This window comes from Pseudomonas sp. ICMP 561 (genome assembly GCF_002699985.1).
In the GTDB taxonomy this organism is placed as follows: Bacteria; Pseudomonadota; Gammaproteobacteria; order Pseudomonadales; family Pseudomonadaceae; genus Aquipseudomonas; species Aquipseudomonas quasicaspiana.
On the sequence record NZ_LKBT01000069.1, the window covers coordinates 253,650 to 270,904 of the forward strand.

The 17,255-nt window shown below is 57.3% G+C and carries 15 protein-coding genes, 1 rRNA gene and 1 pseudogene; 9 read left to right on the forward strand and 8 right to left on the reverse strand.

All coding sequences use genetic code 11. From position 1 onward, the window contains the following. Positions 1-17: 17 nt before the first annotated feature. The 8 genes from nuoG to nuoN are packed head-to-tail and all read left to right on the forward strand — an operon-like array spanning position 18 to position 10,014. Entirely contained in the window at positions 18-2,732 is a 2,715-nt protein-coding gene (nuoG, locus tag AO242_RS27965; protein ID WP_099271221.1) for an NADH-quinone oxidoreductase subunit NuoG, read from the forward strand. Next, a complete protein-coding gene (nuoH, locus tag AO242_RS27970) occupies positions 2,729-3,736 on the forward strand; it encodes an NADH-quinone oxidoreductase subunit NuoH (protein WP_095097525.1) in 1,008 nt (335 codons plus the stop codon). Before nuoG ends, nuoH begins: the two co-directional genes overlap by 4 nt. Before the next feature lie 11 nt (positions 3,737-3,747). Continuing rightward, positions 3,748-4,296: an NADH-quinone oxidoreductase subunit NuoI gene (nuoI, locus tag AO242_RS27975; protein ID WP_017123831.1), complete on the forward strand. Its 549-nt coding sequence runs from the start codon at positions 3,748-3,750 to the stop codon at positions 4,294-4,296. 10 nt (positions 4,297-4,306) lie between these two features. Beyond that, the gene (nuoJ, locus tag AO242_RS27980; RefSeq protein WP_027899391.1) at positions 4,307-4,816 is read left to right on the forward strand and encodes an NADH-quinone oxidoreductase subunit J; all 510 of its coding nucleotides are present in this window, start codon (positions 4,307-4,309) and stop codon (positions 4,814-4,816) included. Continuing rightward, entirely contained in the window at positions 4,813-5,121 is a 309-nt protein-coding gene (gene nuoK, locus AO242_RS27985) for an NADH-quinone oxidoreductase subunit NuoK (protein ID WP_027899390.1), read from the forward strand. The genes nuoJ and nuoK overlap by 4 nt, the downstream gene beginning before the upstream one ends. After that, positions 5,118-6,971 carry an NADH-quinone oxidoreductase subunit L gene (gene nuoL, locus AO242_RS27990; protein WP_099271222.1) on the forward strand — a complete coding sequence of 618 codons (1,854 nt, stop codon included), beginning with the start codon at positions 5,118-5,120 and terminating at the stop codon, positions 6,969-6,971. Before nuoK ends, nuoL begins: the two co-directional genes overlap by 4 nt. A 39-nt stretch (positions 6,972-7,010) precedes the next feature. Continuing rightward, positions 7,011-8,543, forward strand: a complete 1,533-nt coding sequence (gene nuoM, locus AO242_RS27995; RefSeq protein ID WP_099271223.1) for an NADH-quinone oxidoreductase subunit M — start codon at positions 7,011-7,013, stop codon at positions 8,541-8,543. 7 nt (positions 8,544-8,550) lie between these two features. Then, positions 8,551-10,014, forward strand: a complete 1,464-nt coding sequence (gene nuoN, locus AO242_RS28000; RefSeq protein ID WP_099271224.1) for an NADH-quinone oxidoreductase subunit NuoN — start codon at positions 8,551-8,553, stop codon at positions 10,012-10,014. 75 nt (positions 10,015-10,089) lie between these two features. On the opposite strand, the gene AO242_RS28005 is transcribed toward nuoN, so the two are convergent. From AO242_RS28005 to AO242_RS28030, 7 genes and pseudogenes are all read right to left on the reverse strand, one after another. Continuing rightward, positions 10,090-11,154 (reverse strand): AI-2E family transporter, encoded by a 1,065-nt coding sequence (locus tag AO242_RS28005; protein ID WP_099271225.1) that lies wholly within the window; start codon positions 11,152-11,154, stop codon positions 10,090-10,092. A gap of 490 nt (positions 11,155-11,644) precedes the next feature. Then, positions 11,645-12,466: a methyl-accepting chemotaxis protein gene (locus AO242_RS30350; RefSeq protein ID WP_371856764.1), complete on the reverse strand. Its 822-nt coding sequence runs from the start codon at positions 12,464-12,466 to the stop codon at positions 11,645-11,647. Between the two features lie 36 nt (positions 12,467-12,502). Further along, a pseudogene (locus tag AO242_RS30355) lies at positions 12,503-13,324 on the reverse strand (cache domain-containing protein); the annotation flags it as partial. Positions 13,325-13,499: 175 nt separating this feature from the next. After that, positions 13,500-14,825, reverse strand: a complete 1,326-nt coding sequence (locus AO242_RS28015; protein ID WP_099271227.1) for a sensor histidine kinase — start codon at positions 14,823-14,825, stop codon at positions 13,500-13,502. After that, positions 14,822-15,493: a response regulator transcription factor gene (locus AO242_RS28020; RefSeq protein WP_027899384.1), complete on the reverse strand. Its 672-nt coding sequence runs from the start codon at positions 15,491-15,493 to the stop codon at positions 14,822-14,824. Before AO242_RS28020 ends, AO242_RS28015 begins: the two co-directional genes overlap by 4 nt. Further along, positions 15,493-15,798, reverse strand: a complete 306-nt coding sequence (locus tag AO242_RS28025; RefSeq protein ID WP_099271228.1) for a PepSY domain-containing protein — start codon at positions 15,796-15,798, stop codon at positions 15,493-15,495. Before AO242_RS28025 ends, AO242_RS28020 begins: the two co-directional genes overlap by 1 nt. Further along, positions 15,798-16,106 (reverse strand): PepSY domain-containing protein, encoded by a 309-nt coding sequence (locus AO242_RS28030; RefSeq protein WP_099271229.1) that lies wholly within the window; start codon positions 16,104-16,106, stop codon positions 15,798-15,800. Before AO242_RS28030 ends, AO242_RS28025 begins: the two co-directional genes overlap by 1 nt. Before the next feature lie 197 nt (positions 16,107-16,303). Here AO242_RS28030 and queD point away from each other — a divergent pair, with 197 nt between their 5' ends. After that, entirely contained in the window at positions 16,304-16,660 is a 357-nt protein-coding gene (gene queD / locus AO242_RS28035; RefSeq protein ID WP_080238016.1) for a 6-carboxytetrahydropterin synthase QueD, read from the forward strand. A gap of 345 nt (positions 16,661-17,005) precedes the next feature. On the opposite strand, the gene rrf is transcribed toward queD, so the two are convergent. Then, a 5S ribosomal RNA gene (gene rrf / locus AO242_RS28040) occupies positions 17,006-17,121 on the reverse strand. Between the last annotated feature and the right edge of the window lie 134 nt (positions 17,122-17,255).

A 17,255-nucleotide genomic window follows, 5' to 3' on the forward strand; every position in this document is an offset into this window, starting at 1 on the left:
ACGAAGACCTTTGAACCATGGCCACTATCCACGTAGACGGCAAAGCGCTCGAAGTCGATGGGGCAGACAACCTGTTACAGGCATGTCTGTCGCTAGGCCTCGACATCCCGTATTTCTGCTGGCATCCCGCCCTTGGCAGCGTTGGCGCCTGTCGCCAATGTGCGGTCAAGCAGTACACGGACGAAAACGACACCCGTGGTCGTATCGTCATGTCCTGCATGACTCCAGCCACCGATAACACCTGGATTTCCATCGAAGATGACGAATCCAAGGCCTTCCGGGCCAGTGTCGTCGAATGGCTGATGACCAACCACCCCCACGACTGCCCGGTCTGTGAGGAAGGCGGTCACTGCCACCTGCAAGACATGACCGTGATGACTGGCCACAACGAGCGCCGTTATCGCTTCACTAAACGCACCCACCAGAACCAGGAACTCGGCCCGTTCATCGCTCACGAGATGAACCGCTGCATCGCCTGCTACCGCTGCGTGCGTTTCTACAAAGATTACGCAGGCGGCACTGATCTCGGTGTATTCGGCGCTCACGACAACGTGTATTTCGGTCGCGTTGAAGACGGCGTTCTGGAAAGCGAGTTCTCCGGCAACCTCACCGAGGTCTGCCCGACCGGTGTGTTCACCGACAAGACTCACTCCGAGCGCTACAACCGTAAGTGGGACATGCAGTTCTCGCCAAGCATCTGCCATGGCTGCTCCAGCGGTTGCAACATCAGCCCGGGCGAGCGCTACGGTGAAATCCGTCGCATCGAGAACCGCTACAACGGTTCGGTGAACCAGTATTTCCTGTGCGACCGTGGCCGTTTCGGTTATGGCTACACCAACCGCGAAGACCGTCCACGTCAGCCGCATCTGGCCGATGGCAGCAAACTGAGCCTGGATCAGGCACTGGATAACGCTGCTGATCTGCTGCGCGGTCGCAACATCGTCGGTATCGGTTCGCCGCGTGCCAGCCTGGAAAGCAACTACGCCCTGCGCGAGCTGGTAGGTGCCGAGCACTTCTATTCAGGTATCGAAGCCTCAGAGCTTGAGCGTATTCGTCTGGTCGCTCAGGTGTTGAAAGACAGCCCGCTGCCGATCCCGACCCTGCGTGACATCGAAGACCACGACGCTATTTTCGTTCTCGGTGAAGACCTGACCCAGACCGCTGCTCGTCTGGCTCTGGGTCTGCGCCAAGCGGTGAAAGGCAAGGCCGAAGACATGGCTGCGGCGATGAAAGTCCAGCCATGGCTCGACGCGGCAGTGAAGAACATCGGTCAGCATGAGCTGAACCCACTGTTCATCGCCAGCCTGGCCGAAACCAAACTGGATGATGTTGCCGAAGAATGCGTCCACGCAGCACCGGACGATCTGGCGCGTATCGGTTTCGCCGTCGCTCACGCGCTGGATGCCAGTGCGCCAGCCGTTGAAGGCCTTGAGCCTGAAGCTCTGGAATTGGCACAGCGCATTGCCGACGCCCTCCTGGCCGCCAAGCGCCCATTGATCATCGCCGGTACTTCGCTGGGTTCCAAAGCACTGATCGAAGCCGCGGCCAACATTGCCAAAGCGCTGAAGCTGCGCGACAAGGCAGGCTCAATCAGCCTGATCGTGCCGGAAGCCAACAGCCTCGGCCTGGCACTGCTGGGTGGCGACTCTGTCGATGCCGCGCTGCAAGCAGTAATCGACGGCAAGGCCGACGCTATCGTCGTGCTGGAAAACGATCTGTACACCCGCACCGATGCTGCCAAGGTCGATGCAGCCCTGAGCGCGGCGAAAGTCGTGATCGTGGCTGATCATCAGAAAACCCCGACCGGTGATCGTGCTCATCTGGTGCTGCCAGCGGCGAGCTTTGCTGAAGGCGACGGTACGTTGGTCAGCCAGGAAGGCCGTGCTCAGCGCTTCTTCCAGGTGTTCGACCCGACTTATCTGGATGCCAGCATTCTGGTTCACGAAGGCTGGCGCTGGCTGCACGCCCTGCGCGCCACCCTGTTGAACAAACCGGTGGACTGGACGTTGCTGGACCACGTGACGGCTGCCTGCGCTGCAAGTAATCCGCAACTGGCCGCCATCGTTAACGCCGCGCCATCGGCTGCGTTCCGTATCAAAGGCTTGAAGCTGGCTCGCGAACCGCTGCGTTATAGCGGCCGTACCGCAATGCGCGCCAACATCAGCGTGCACGAACCGCGTACTTCGCAAGACAACGACACCGCGTTCTCCTTCTCCATGGAAGGTTACTCGGGTTCGGTTGAACCACGTCAGCAAGTACCATTTGCCTGGTCACCGGGCTGGAACTCGCCACAAGCCTGGAACAAGTTCCAGGACGAAGTCGGCGGTCACTTGCGTGCCGGTGATCCGGGCACACGTCTGATCGAAACCCAGGGCGATAACCTGATCTGGTTCACCAGCGCACCTCGCGCCTTCTCCCCGGCCCAAGGGACCTGGCAAGTGGTGCCGTTCTATCACCTGTTCGGCAGCGAAGAGAACTCTTCGAAAGCCGCTCCGGTTCAAGAACGCATTCCTTCTCCGTATGTGGCTCTGGCCAAGTCGGAAGCTGATCGCCTGGGCGTCAACGAAGGTGCGCTACTTTCCTTGAACGTTGCTGGTCAGACACTGCGTCTGCCGCTGCGTATCAACGAAGAGCTGGGCGCGGGTCTCGTGGCGTTGCCTGCCGGTCTGGCCGGTATTCCGCCGGCGATTTTCGGCAAGTCCGTTGACGGTCTGCAGGAGGCAGCGCAATGAGTTGGTTCACCCCTGATGTGATCGACGCGATCATTGCAGTCGTCAAGGCCATCGTTGTGCTGCTGGCCGTTGTGGTCTGCGGCGCACTGCTGAGCTTTGTGGAACGTCGTCTGCTGGGCTGGTGGCAGGACCGTTACGGTCCGAACCGCGTCGGCCCGTTCGGCATGTTCCAGATTGCTGCCGACATGTTGAAAATGTTCTTCAAGGAAGACTGGACCCCGCCGTTTGCCGACAAGGTGATCTTCACCCTGGCCCCGGTAGTTGCCATGAGCGCCTTGCTGATCGCGTTCTCGATTATCCCGATCACCCCAAGCTGGGGCGTGGCGGACCTGAACATCGGTCTGCTGTTCTTCTTCGCCATGGCCGGGCTGTCGGTTTACGCCGTTCTGTTTGCCGGTTGGTCGAGTAACAACAAGTTCGCCCTGCTCGGCGCGCTGCGTGCTTCGGCACAAACCGTGTCCTATGAAGTGTTCATGGGCCTGGCGCTGATGGGCATCGTGGTGCAGGTTGGCTCGTTCAACATGCGCGACATCGTTGAATATCAGGCGCAGAACCTGTGGTTCATCATTCCGCAGTTCTTCGGCTTCTGTACCTTCTTCATCGCTGGCGTCGCCGTGACTCACCGTCACCCGTTCGACCAGCCGGAAGCAGAACAGGAACTGGCTGACGGTTACCACATTGAATATGCAGGCATGAAGTGGGGCATGTTCTTCGTTGGCGAATACATCGGCATCATTCTGATCTCGGCATTGCTGGTAACGCTGTTCTTCGGTGGCTGGCACGGTCCGTTCGATATCCTGCCGTCGCTGTCGTTCTTCTGGTTCGCCATCAAAACTGCGTTCTTCATCATGCTGTTCATCCTGCTGCGTGCATCCATTCCGCGCCCACGCTATGACCAGGTCATGGATTTCAGCTGGAAATTCTGTCTGCCGCTGACCCTGATCAATTTGCTGGTGACTGCTGCGGTTGTGCTGTTGAACACACCAGCCGGCTCGGTTCAGTGAGGATTTGACCCATGTTCAAATATATTGGCGACATCGTTAAGGGTACTGGTACCCAGTTGCGAAGCCTGGTGATGGTATTCGGTCACGGCTTCCGCAAACGCGACACCCTGCAATATCCGGAAGAAGCGGTGTACCTGCCGCCGCGCTATCGCGGTCGTATCGTACTGACCCGCGATCCTGATGGTGAAGAACGCTGCGTAGCCTGCAACCTGTGCGCCGTGGCCTGCCCGGTTGGTTGCATCTCGTTGCAGAAAGCCGAAACCGATGACGGCCGTTGGTACCCAGAGTTCTTCCGCATCAACTTCTCGCGTTGCATTTTCTGCGGCCTGTGCGAAGAAGCCTGCCCGACCACGGCGATCCAGCTGACACCGGATTTCGAAATGGCCGAGTTCAAGCGTCAGGATCTGGTTTACGAGAAAGAAGATCTGCTGATCTCCGGCCCCGGCAAGAACCCTGACTACAACTTCTATCGCGTCGCCGGTATGGCCGTCGCTGGCAAGCCCAAGGGCTCTGCACAGAACGAAGCCGAACCGATCAACGTCAAGAGCTTGCTGCCTTAAGGAAGTAAAGATGGAATTCGCTTTCTATTTCGCATCCGGCATCGCTGTAGTGTCCACCCTGCGGGTGATCACCAACACGAACCCGGTGCATGCCCTGCTCTACCTGATCATTTCGCTGATCGCCGTGGCGATGACTTTTTTCAGCCTTGGCGCTCCGTTCGCCGGGGTTCTGGAAGTCATCGCTTATGCGGGCGCGATCATGGTCCTGTTCGTTTTTGTGGTGATGATGCTCAACCTGGGCCCTGCCTCGGTTCAGCAGGAACGCACCTGGCTCACACCCGGTATCTGGGTCGGTCCGGTGATTCTGGGCGCGCTGCTGCTGGCTGAGTTGCTGTACGTGCTGTTCGCCAACCAGACAGGCGCCGCTATCGGTCACACCACCGTCGACGCCAAGGCAGTCGGCATCAGCCTGTTCGGGCCCTACCTGCTGGTCGTTGAACTGGCCTCGATGCTTCTGCTGGCTGCTGCAGTAACGGCATTCCATTTGGGCCGCAACGAAGCGAAGGAGCCAAGCCAATGAATGCTATCCCTCTGGAGCACGGTCTGGCGGTTGCCGGGGTCCTGTTCGTTCTCGGCCTGGTCGGTCTGATAGTGCGCCGTAACATTCTTTTTGTGTTGATGAGCCTGGAGATCATGATGAACGCATCGGCTCTGGCGTTCGTCGTTGCCGGTAGCCGCTGGGCTCAGCCGGATGGACAGGTCATGTTCATCCTGGTGATCACCCTCGCGGCGGCCGAGGCCAGTATTGGCCTGGCGATCCTGATGCAGCTGTATCGCCGCTTCCACACTCTCGATATCGACGCTGCCAGCGAGATGCGCGGATGAACCTACTCTTTCTGACTTTCGTATTTCCCCTGATCGGTTTTCTGCTGCTGTCGTTCTCCCGTGGACGTATCTCGGAAAACCTCGCGGCATTGATCGGCGTCGGCTCTATAGGCCTGTCAGCCATTGTCACCGCCTGGGTCATCTGGCAATTCAACGTTGCGCCGCCTGAAGGCGGTCACTACACCCAGGTGTTGTGGCGCTGGATGGCCGTGGACGGTTTCGAGCCCAACTTCGCCCTGTATCTGGACGGCCTGTCCGTGACGATGCTGGGTGTCGTGGTTGGCGTCGGCTTCCTGATCCACCTGTTCGCTTCCTGGTACATGCGTGGCGAAGCCGGTTACTCGCGTTTCTTCGCGTACACCAACCTGTTTATCGCCAGCATGCTGTTCCTGGTGCTCGGCGATAACCTGTTGTTCCTCTACTTCGGTTGGGAAGGTGTAGGCCTGTGCAGTTACTTGTTGATCGGTTTCTACTACAGCAACCGCAACAACGGTAACGCGGCACTCAAAGCCTTCATCGTGACCCGTATCGGCGACGTGTTCATGGCCATCGGCCTGTTCATCCTGTTCCAACAACTGGGTACGCTGAATATCCAGGAATTGCTGGTGCGTGCGCCTGAGCACTTCAAGGTAGGGGACTTCTGGATCGTGCTGGCCACTCTGCTGCTGCTCGGTGGTGCTGTCGGCAAATCCGCGCAACTGCCGCTGCAAACCTGGCTGGCAGACGCAATGGCTGGCCCGACGCCGGTTTCGGCACTGATCCACGCCGCAACCATGGTGACCGCAGGTGTTTACCTGATCGCCCGGACTCACGGTCTGTTTGCTCTGGCTCCGGACATTCTGCATCTGGTAGGTATCGTCGGCGGCGTGACACTGGTTCTGGCAGGTTTCGCAGCACTGGTACAGACCGACATCAAACGTATCCTCGCCTACTCGACCATGAGCCAGATCGGCTACATGTTCCTGGCGCTGGGCGTCGGTGCCTGGGAAGGCGCGATCTTCCACCTGATGACTCACGCCTTCTTCAAGGCGCTGCTGTTCCTCGCCTCCGGTGCGGTGATCGTTGCCTGCCACCACGAGCAGAACATCTTCAAGATGGGCGGCCTGTGGAAGAAACTGCCTCTGGCCTACGCCAGCTTCATCGTCGGCGGCTCGGCCCTTGCGGCCTTGCCATTGCTGACGGCGGGTTTCTACTCCAAAGACGAAATTCTCTGGGAGGCTTTCGCCAGCGGCAACAACGGTCTGCTGTATGCAGGTCTGGTCGGCGCATTCATGACTTCCCTGTACACCTTCCGCCTGATCTTCATCACCTTCCACGGTGAAGCGAAAACGGAAGCGCACGCAGGTCACGGTATTGCCCACTGGTTGCCATTGAGTGTGCTGATCGTGCTGTCGACTTTCATCGGCGCGCTGATCACCCCACCCTTGGCGGGTGTGCTGCCGCAAAGCGTCGGCCATGCCGGTGGCGATGCCAAGCACAGCCTGGAAATCGCCTCGGGTGCTATCGCTCTCGCCGGTATCCTGCTCGCAGCGTTGCTGTTCCTGGGCAAGCGCCGCTTGGTCACTTCCATCGCCAACAGCGCACCGGGCCGTTTCCTGTCGGCCTGGTGGTTCGCGGCATGGGGCTTCGATTGGGTGTACGACAAGCTGTTCGTCAAGCCGTATCTGGCTATCTGCCAGTTGCTGCGTAGCGACCCACTGGACCACACCATTGGTTTGATCCCACGTCTGGTCAAGGCAGGTCATGGCAGCATGACCCGTACCGAAACCGGTCAACTGCGCTGGTATGCCGCTTCGATCGCTGTAGGTGCCGTACTGGTACTCGGCGCCGTCGTCGTGGTTGCGGTCTGACATGAACCTTGCGAATTTGCGAAAGGAATTGAGCCCGTCATGATTCTGCCTTGGCTAATCCTGATCCCCTTTATCGGTGGCCTGCTGTGCTGGCAAGGTGAGCGCTTCGGCCCTACCCTGCCGCGCTGGATCGCGCTGCTGACCATGTCCCTCGAACTGGCCCTGGGCCTCTGGTTGTGGAGTACTGGCAACTACAGTTACGCACCAGCGCCCGGCGTCGACCCAACCTGGGCTATCGAATTCAAGCACTTGTGGATCGCTCGCTTCGGCATCAGCGTCCACCTGGCCCTTGATGGTCTTTCGTTGCTGATGATCCTGCTGACCGGCCTGCTCGGTGTGCTGTCGGTGTTGTGTTCGTGGAAAGAGATCCAGCGTAACGTTGGTTTCTTCCACCTCAACCTGATGTGGATCCTCGGTGGCGTGATTGGCGTGTTCCTGGCCATCGACCTGTTCATGTTCTTCTTCTTCTGGGAAATGATGCTGGTGCCGATGTATTTCCTCATCGCGCTCTGGGGTCACAGCTCGGCGGACGGCAAGAAGACGCGAATCTACGCCGCGACCAAGTTCTTCATCTTTACTCAGGCCAGCGGCCTGATCATGTTGGTGGCGATCCTCGGTCTGGTCCTGGTCAACTTCAATCAGACCGGAGTGATCACGTTCGATTACGCCACACTGCTGAAGACCCAACTGGCACCGGGCACCGAATATATCCTGATGCTGGGCTTCTTCATTGCCTTCGCGGTGAAGCTGCCAGTGGTGCCATTCCACTCCTGGCTGCCGGATGCTCACGCCCAGGCACCAACAGCGGGTTCGGTCGACCTGGCCGGTATCCTGTTGAAAACCGCTGCGTATGGTCTGCTGCGTTTTGCACTGCCGCTGTTCCCGAACGCGTCTGCCGAGTTCGCGCCTATCGCGATGATTCTGGGTCTGATCGGCATTTTCTACGGCGCTTTCCTCGCGTTCGCACAAACCGACATCAAGCGTTTGATCGCGTTTTCCAGCGTCTCGCACATGGGCTTCGTGCTGATCGGGATCTATTCCGGCAGCCAGCAAGCGCTGCAAGGCGTTGTGATTCAGATGCTTGCTCACGGTCTGTCGGCTGCCGCACTGTTTATCCTCAGCGGTCAGTTGTACGAACGTCTGCATACGCGTGACATGCGTGAAATGGGTGGTTTGTGGTCGCGCATCGCCTACCTGCCAGCGATCAGCCTGTTCTTCGCGGCGGCCTCTCTGGGTCTGCCGGGTACCGGTAACTTTGTGGGTGAGTTCCTGATCCTGCTGGGCAGCTTTGTCAGTGCGCCATGGATCACCGCAATTGCCACGTCCGGTCTGGTGTTTGGCTCTGTCTACTCGCTGATCATGATCCACCGCGCCTACTTCGGCCCGGCGAAATCCGACGAGCCTCTCAAGGGCATGGACGGACGGGAAATGATCATGGTGCTCGGTCTGGCCGTATTGCTGGTACTGGTCGGGGTTTACCCGCAGCCATTCCTCGATACGTCTGCAGCGACCATGCACGGCGTGCAGCAATGGCTCGGCACTGCCTTCACTCAACTCGCTTCGGCCCGGTAAGAGCGCTATGGACCTGACGACTCAACATTTTATTGCGCTTGCCCCACTGCTGATTACCAGCCTTACCATTGTTGTGGTGATGCTGGCGATCGCATGGCGCCGCAATCACTCGCAAACCTTCCTGCTCAGCGTTGGGGGGCTTAACCTTGCCCTGCTCTCGATCTACCCGGCATTGAAAGTCGCTCCGCTGGTAGTGACGCCCCTGCTGCAGATCGACAGCTTCGCCTGCTTGTACATGGCGCTGATCCTGGCCTCGACTCTGGCGTGCGTGACCATGGCTCACGCCTATCTCGGCGATGGCAAAGCTGGCTACCCTGGCAATCGTGAAGAGCTTTACCTGCTGATCCTGCTCGCCGCTGCTGGCGGTCTGGTACTGGTCAGCGCGCAACACCTGGCAGGCCTGTTTATCGGTCTGGAGCTGTTGTCGGTGCCGGTCTACGGTCTGGTCGCTTACGCATTCTTCAACAAGCGCTCGCTGGAAGCCGGTATCAAATACATGGTGCTCTCGGCAGCCGGTTCGGCGTTCCTGCTGTTCGGCATGGCGCTGCTGTATGCCGAAGCTGGCACGCTGGGCTTTGAAGGCATTGGTAAGGCGCTGGCTGCAAGCGGTCTGCCAAGCCCGATCGCCAGCCTGGGTCTGGGCATGATGCTGGTAGGTCTGGCATTCAAGCTGTCGCTGGTGCCTTTCCACCTGTGGACCCCGGACGTCTACGAGGGCGCCCCTGCCCCGGTAGCGGCTTTTCTGGCCACCGCCAGCAAGGTTGCAGTTTTCGCAGTGCTGGTGCGGCTGTTCCAGATTTCCCCCGCGGCCAACAGCGGTGTACTGCATGACGTACTGGCGGTCATCGCCGTGGCGTCGATCATCGTCGGCAACCTGCTGGCACTGATGCAGAACAACTTGAAGCGTTTGCTGGGTTACTCGTCTATCGCGCACTTCGGCTATCTGATGATTGCCCTGGTGGCGAGCAAAGGCATGGCGGTTGAGGCTATCGGCGTGTATCTGGTCACTTATGTACTGACCAGCCTGGGCAGCTTCGGTGTGATCACCATGATGTCGTCACCGTACAGCGGCCGTGATACCGATGCGATGTTCGAATACCGCGGTCTTTTCTGGCGTCGTCCGTACCTGACAGCGGTAATGACCCTGATGATGCTTTCCCTGGCCGGCATCCCGCTGACGGCTGGCTTCATCGGCAAGTTCTACATCATCGCGACCGGCGTTGAGTCGAAGCTGTGGTGGTTGCTCGGTGCGCTGATCATCGGTAGCGCTATCGGCGTCTTCTACTACCTGCGCGTGATGGTTACCCTGTATCTGGTGGACTCCAAGCTGCCACGCCACGATGCGGCCTTTAACTGGGCGCAACGTACCGGTGGCGTGATGCTGCTGGCGATTGCCATTCTGACCTTCGTACTGGGTGTCTATCCGCAGCCGCTGCTGGAACTGGTCAAGCAAGCGGGTCTGATGGGCTGATCTCTCAAGCATCAGGCATGAAGGGACGCATAAAAAAACCTGCTCGATTGAGCAGGTTTTTTTTCGCCTGGAAGTTTACCCAGGCAAACGTACCGCCTTCTTGGCGCTGACGAACAAGCCCCAGGTGGACATGAACAACGCTGCGACCATCGGGCCGATCACGAAACCGTTAAGACCGAACACAGACATCCCGCCCAAGGTAGAGATCAGAATCAGGTAATCGGGCATCTTGGTATCTTTGCCGACCAGAATAGGTCGCAGCACGTTGTCGACCAGTCCAATCACGAACACGCCGAACAGCGCGAGTACTACGCCCTGCCAGATCATGCCGCTCAACAGGAAATAAACTGCCACTGGCGCCCAGACGATCCCTGCCCCAACGGCTGGCAGCAGCGACAGAAACGCCATGATGACCGCCCAGAGCAGAGCGCTGGGAATGTCGAGACACCAGAATATAAAGCCGCCAAGTGCACCTTGGGTAATCGCAACCACAATGTTGCCCTTGACCGTAGCGCGTACGACACGTGTGAACTTAAGCTGCAGGCGACGTTTCTGGGGTTCAGCCAGAGGCACTGCTATACGCATCTTGCGCACCAGTTCCTGGCCGTCACGCAGGAAGAAAAACAGCAGGTACAGCATGATGAAAAAGCCCACGACGAAGTCGAAGGTGCCCTGGCCAAAGCTGAATGCCTGCGTTGCCAGGTACTGACTGCCCTGCATCGCGCCTTTGGCGATCTTGTCGCGCAGACCATCGAGATCGCCCATGCCGAGTCGATCCAGCCAGCCCTGAACGTAATGCGGCAACAAGCCTTTGAACTCGGCCAGATAGCTGGCGATATCGAGCTGTCCGCTTTCGACGTTCTTGTAGAGCGTGGCACCTTCCTGAACCAGCAAGGCACTGATGACAATGACCGGTAAAATCGCGATGACCAGACAGATTACCAGGGTGCAGAGCGACGTCAGATTACGTGTCCAGCCAAAGCGCAGCAGCAAGCGACGCTGGACCGGCGCAAAGATGATGCCGAGGATCACCGCCCAGAAGACCGCGCCGTAAAACGGCAGCAGAATCCATATGAACGCGATGGTCACCAGCACCAACAGCATGATCAGGGTTTTGTATTGCAGCGTGGTTTCGTTCATGTCCTTTCCATGTCAGTAGGCAAGCAACTCGCTTGACCTGATCCTTAGTCAGCCAATCGACGGACGAGTGCGATCATTCTGCGGTCGGGCAGATGAAGGCTCTGGAAAGGGTATTACAGCAGAGAATGCTTCTGGCCGCAGGGTTTGCAGGAGATCGCACAGTGTCGCTAACATCGCGCTGTCTGACGGCAGACATTTGATCTGTAGGAGCTGCCGAAGGCTGTGGTAGCGGTGTGCCAGGATGAATGCCTCGCAGCCTTCGGTAGCGCTCATCAAACACGAAATAACTATCTGAGTTTAAATGCTTATTCTGTAGGAGTGAGCTTGCTCGCGATAGCGTCAGGTCAGACGCTAGCCTCTTAACAGATCGACCGCTATCGCGAGCAAGCTCACTCCTACAGGATCCATGTTTATTACGCGACAGTGCAGCGCGTCGGACGACGAGGTCGCTCCTGCAGGTCAACCATTCGTAGCGCACTTCTCACGTGGGTTAAACCCGGAACTGCCCAACCAATGCACCAAGGCGCTGGCCAAGGTCATTCAGGCTGCGGGAGGTCTGCGCGCTTTGCCGGGTTTCGTCTGCCACGGTGTCAACGGCAGAAGCAATCTGATGCACGCTGCGGTTGATTTCCTCGGCAACTGCCGTTTGCTCTTCAGCGGCGCTGGCGATTTGCGCGTTCATGGTGTTGATGGTGGTGATCAGCTCGCCAATGGCATCCAGCGAAGACCCCGCCTGATTGGCCTGCACGGAGGTACCATCACCGGCTTCGCTGGAGCGACGCATGGCGTCAACAGCCGTCTGCGTGCCTTTCTGCAAGCGATCAATCATGCCCTGGATTTCCTGCGTGCTCTGCTGGGTACGACTGGCCAGCGCACGCACCTCATCGGCCACCACCGCGAAACCGCGACCCGCCTCCCCCGCACGCGCAGCCTCGATAGCGGCGTTGAGGGCCAACAGATTGGTTTGCTCAGCGATAGAGCGAATCACCCCGAGTACGCTCACAATCGAAGACACATCTTTCTGCAGGCTATCCAGAGACGAGCCACTGTTTCGAATATCTTCAACCAGCGCGTGAATCAATTTGATGCTGCCATCGACGACGCGTTTGGCCGACTGCCCCTCCTCGTCGGTCTTCTGTGCAGCAACCGAGGCACCCTGGGCACTCTTCGCCACTTCCTGAGCGGCAGCGGACATCTCGTTGATCGCAGTGGCAACCTGATCCGTCTCGTGGCGCTGACGTTCCATGGCTTGCTCTGAGCGCTGCGCCTGACTCGACACTTCCCCTACCAGACCGGTCAATTGTCCGGTCATGCCGGATATCTGACTGACAAGACTGTGGATCTTGTCGACAAAGCGGTTAAAGGAACTGGCCAGGTCACCTAACTCATCCTGACTGGTCACTGCCAGACGCCGAGTCAGATCACCCTCGCCTGCTGCGATGTCATCGAGGTTATCTTTCATCAGGCGCAGTGGGCGCAGCAGGGTTCCTGCCAGCACCACGCCTACAATGCTGATAATGACAAGAACAAGTAAGGCAACCCCGACGATGCTCAGCAGCATTTCCTGCAGACGTGCTTCAACGTCCCGCTCGACCAATGCAACCTGAGCGTCGATACCATCAAGATTGACGGATGAACCGATCGCCATGTCCCATTTTGGCAAATATTCGGTATAGCCCAGCTTGGGCAGCAGCTCGGTTTTGCCAGGCAGCGGTGAGGAGTACAGCAGATAGTGCGTACCCGCTTTGGCTACAGCCACCAGTTCATTGTTGACATAGACGCCGTTGGGGTCGCGTGCTTCTTTGAAGCTCTTCCCGACACCATCAGGACTGTTTGCCTTGAACAAGCGTATTGATTGCGAATCGTAGCCGAAGAAGTAGCCGTCCTTGCCATAGGAAATGCCGGAAAGCAGTTTTATAGCCTGTGCCCTTGCGGTCTCATCGCCAGCCGGCGCGGCGTCGTAGATCGGTTTGATAGCTGTCATACCGATGGCGACATAATTTTGCAGCGTAGCCTTGGCTTCATTCAGCAGCCGTTCGCGGGTTTGGCTGACTTCCTGCTTTGCTTGCTCGCGCAGCATTACAATCGTCGTCACGCTGATGATCAACGCGAATATCAGCACTGGCAGGATCGCCAGTGAAAGTACTTTGGCTTTCAGGCTAATGCGCATAGGACCCCAAGCATCAATTTGTTGTTTTTAAATTTTGATCTTGGGCCTGTATCGGCAATCTGGCTGAAAAGTTGAGAGGCTTCTGAAGTGCTCGTAAGTAAAGTCCGTATTGAACGCAGGAATATTGAGCGGTAGTTGCCAGGTTAATGACGTGCCTAATGGCTTACTGAGCAAGTCAATCGATCGCTGAACGATCAGGCAGGTCAATCCGTACTCGAAGCCCACCTGAGTGGCTGGCTTCAAGTTGCAGATGGCCGCCCCACACCTGAACGATATCGCGCACGATACCGAGGCCCAGTCCATGACCGGTGATTTGCTCATCCAGACGCGCACCACGGCTGAAGACTTCCTCGCGCATGGCTTCAGGGATACCGGGACCGTCGTCTTCGATCACAATACTGAAGCTCGCTTCCTCCCTACTAATCGTCAGCAATACTTCGCTGTCCGCCCATTTGCAGGCGTTGTCCAGCAAGTTGCCCAGCAGTTCCAGAATATCCTCACGATCCCAAGGTAGAGACAGACCTGGCTTGACGTGCATCTCAAGGTTTAAGTGCTCGCCATGGATCATGCGCAAGGTGGCGAACAGTCCGCTCAATTCGGCATCACAATCAAAATGCGCACCGGGCAACGCATCGCCGGATAGCCGCGCACGATTCAGCTCACGCGCCAGGCGTTGCTGAATCTGTTCCAGTTGCTCACGCAGAATATTACGCAGGGCGGGATGGGCATCGAATTTGGGGCTGGCAATGGCGCTGAACAGGACTGCCAGTGGCGTTTTCAATGCATGACCCAGGTTGCCGAGCGCGTTGCGCGAGCGTCTCAGGCTGTCTTCGGTATGCTCCAGCAAATGGTTGATTTGCGACACAAGAGGTTCGAGTTCTACGGGTACCTCTTCATCCAGTTGGGAACGCTTGCCTTGCTGGAGCTGAACAAGCTGTTCACGGGCCCGATCCAGTGGACGCAAGGCACGACGCACCGTTACCCGCTGCAGAGCCAGAATCAGCAGGAGAGCGGCAAGTCCCAGCCCGAGGCCAATTTGTTGTACCCGAAGAAAGCTCGCCCTGACCGGTGTGTAGTCCTGGGCAACGGTAATTGACAGGTCCTGACCGAATTTCCGGTAATCGGCCTTGTGCAGTAGCAAGGACTGGCCTGTCTGACCTAACTCGTAGCTCGCATGTAACCCACTCGAACCTGGATCGGGAATTTCCAGATCCCATAACGATCTGGAGCGCCAGTGGCCCTCCGGAAAATCAATTCGAAAATAGTGCCCGGAATAAGGCCGCTGATAGGCAGGCGACAGTCGATGCTCATCCAGTTGCACGCCATTCTGGCCGCGCACCAAGGCAACCAGCAGGCTTTCGCTTTCGTTGCGCAATCCGGCTTCCAGATAACGCTGCAAACCTAACTCAAACAGCCACAAGCTGGTTTGAGCCAACACAACGCACACTAGAACCATCACGCTGATGAGCCCGATGCTCAAGCGACGTTGAATAGACTTCAAGCAGCAGGCTCCCCGCCAAAACGATAGCCCTGACCGCGCCGGGTTTCGACCACAGCTTTACCCAGCTTGCGTCTGAGGTGATTCACATGCACTTCAATGACGTTGGAATCACGCTCGTTTTCACCGTCATAAAGGTGCTCAGCCAAATGGCTTTTCGAAAGAATCTGCTCGGGGTGCAGCATGAAGTAACGCAGCAATCTGAATTCAGCGGAGGTCAGCTGAATATCTACTCCGCCCTGGTTAACACATTGACGCCCTTCGTCCAGATGCAAACCAGCGGATTCAAGACGAGGCTGATTCGCCAGCCCTTTGGAGCGGCGCAACAACGCCTGAATACGCAGCTGTAGCTCTTCCGGATGAAAAGGCTTGGTCAGGTAATCGTCAGCACCGGCCTTCAGCCCTTCTATACGTTCAGACCAGGAACCTCGCGCCGTGAGTACCAGAACCGGCGTTGCCAGACCTGCGGTACGCCATTGCTCGAGCACTTCCAGACCTGGAAGCCCTGGCAAGCCAAGGTCGAGAATAATCAAATCATAAGGCTCGGTTACGCCTTGGTGAACCGCATCACGCCCGTCCGCAAGCCAGTCAACTGCATAGCCCTGCCGGCCCAGACCGGCAAGCAGCTCATCAGCCAGCGGGACATGGTCTTCTACCAGTAACAGGCGCATCAGTCTTCCTCATCCTTCAATAGTCGACTGTCCCGAGCATCATATTTCAGCTCGCGGACGACCCCTTCCGAGGTCAGAATCTCAAACTCATAAACGTACACGCCATGCTTCTCTTCAAGTTCCGCCTCTAATAACTTGGCGCCCGGATGACGGGCCATGGCCAAATCCATCAACTGCTCAAGCGGAAGAATAGTGCCCTTCTGACGCAAGCTCAGCGCTTCATCCTGATCCAGGTCCCTCGCTTGCACAGAGATGCAGACCAGCACAAGGCAAACAAGAGTGCCACGACGCTTAGGTAACTTCATTATCGGTCCTGATGATTTTTGAGCACCTTCCCGGTCGCGGCATCGATATCTACGTCCCAGTGGATACCTCGAGGGTCGGTAAGCTCAACCTCATAAACATGCTTGCCGTATTTTTCATCAAGCTCGGTGTCATTGATGGTCGCGCCAGGGTGCCTGGCCAACGCTACTGCGTTAAGCTGCTCCGCGCTTTGAATGCTACCAGCGGCGCGCAATGTAGCAGCTTCGTCAGGGGAAATGTCGCGAGCGCTGACTGCACCGCTGGTAAATACCAGAAGGGCAGAAGCCAAAAGCGCAGTCAGGGTTTTCACTATCAGGCTCCGTCGAAAATGTTTATTCCTATGCATTTAGAATAAACGTCCCAACTTAATTCAACCTGAATCTATCTGGCTAGGTGCCATCAGTGCGGATGAACTACCGCGTTTTAGCGCAAAGCCCAAACCAATGCTGATAAACTCTTGGCCTGCATGCGTCGCTGCGACGATCGCCATTTTTAGAGTTGAGCATTTTGGAAATTTTTAAAGAGTTTACGTTCGAGTCGGCCCACTTCCTGCCTCACGTGCCCGAAGGTCATAAATGCGGACGGCTGCACGGGCATTCCTTCCGCATCGCTATTCATCTGGAAGGTGAAGTCGATCCGCACATCGGCTGGATCCGCGACTTTTCTGAAATCAAGGCGATCTTCAAGCCGCTTTATGAACGCCTCGACCACCACTATTTGAATGACATACCCGGGCTTGAAAACCCAACCAGCGAGAACCTCGCCAAATGGATCTTTGCTGAGCTCAAGCCGCTGTTGCCGGAGCTGTCTGCTATACGTATTCACGAAACGTGCACCAGTGGTTGTATCTACCGCGGTGAGTAATCGCTGGTACTGAGAAAGCCCTCCTTGTTCGCAAGGGGGCGGTACATCCGCAGCTTATGTATCGCCTGACATATAGCTTTCCCGAATGAATTCGGTCCTACCGAGGTTCGCGCATGGACGGTAGGAGCGAACTTGTTCGCGAGGGGGCGGTACATCCGCAGCTTATGTATCGCCTGACATATAGCCTTCCCGAATGAATTCGGTCCTACCCGGTAGCGAGGCGGTGTGCCAGGTCCAACGCGTGGTCGTCCGTCAAGGGCAAGCGCGCTCCTACGGCTAATCCTTTTTCTTCGCGCACAAACAAAACCCCTGAACGCGTAAGCGATCAGGGGTTCTGGAATTTAATCTTGACGATGACCTACTCTCACATGGGGAAACCCCACACTACCATCGGCGATACATCGTTTCACTACTGAGTTCGGGATGGGATCAGGTGGTTCCAATGCTCTATGGTCGTCAAGAAATTCGGTTGCCGGTGCGTTGGCCCTTGCGGGTTACGTCCCAGCGAATGGGTATGTGATAGTTCGGTAATGTGCGAACAAACTCTCGGTTCGTGTCGTCTTCACAGTCACCGCAATCTGGCCCTGCCTTCATT

Excerpts from the sequence above, each read along its gene's own strand:
- nuoG (WP_099271221.1), top strand. The coding sequence starts at position 18 with ATGGCCACTATCCACGTAGACGGCAAAGCGCTCGAAGTCGATGGGGCA.
- nuoH (WP_095097525.1), top strand. The coding sequence starts at position 2,729 with ATGAGTTGGTTCACCCCTGATGTGATCGACGCGATCATTGCAGTCGTC.
- nuoI (WP_017123831.1), top strand. The coding sequence starts at position 3,748 with ATGTTCAAATATATTGGCGACATCGTTAAGGGTACTGGTACCCAGTTG.
- nuoJ (WP_027899391.1), top strand. The coding sequence starts at position 4,307 with ATGGAATTCGCTTTCTATTTCGCATCCGGCATCGCTGTAGTGTCCACC.
- nuoK (WP_027899390.1), top strand. The coding sequence starts at position 4,813 with ATGAATGCTATCCCTCTGGAGCACGGTCTGGCGGTTGCCGGGGTCCTG.
- nuoL (WP_099271222.1), top strand. The coding sequence starts at position 5,118 with ATGAACCTACTCTTTCTGACTTTCGTATTTCCCCTGATCGGTTTTCTG.
- nuoM (WP_099271223.1), top strand. The coding sequence starts at position 7,011 with ATGATTCTGCCTTGGCTAATCCTGATCCCCTTTATCGGTGGCCTGCTG.
- nuoN (WP_099271224.1), top strand. The coding sequence starts at position 8,551 with ATGGACCTGACGACTCAACATTTTATTGCGCTTGCCCCACTGCTGATT.
- AO242_RS28005 (WP_099271225.1), bottom strand. The coding sequence starts at position 11,154 with ATGAACGAAACCACGCTGCAATACAAAACCCTGATCATGCTGTTGGTG.
- AO242_RS30350 (WP_371856764.1), bottom strand. The coding sequence starts at position 12,466 with ATGACCGGACAATTGACCGGTCTGGTAGGGGAAGTGTCGAGTCAGGCG.
- AO242_RS28020 (WP_027899384.1), bottom strand. The coding sequence starts at position 15,493 with ATGCGCCTGTTACTGGTAGAAGACCATGTCCCGCTGGCTGATGAGCTG.
- AO242_RS28025 (WP_099271228.1), bottom strand. The coding sequence starts at position 15,798 with ATGAAGTTACCTAAGCGTCGTGGCACTCTTGTTTGCCTTGTGCTGGTC.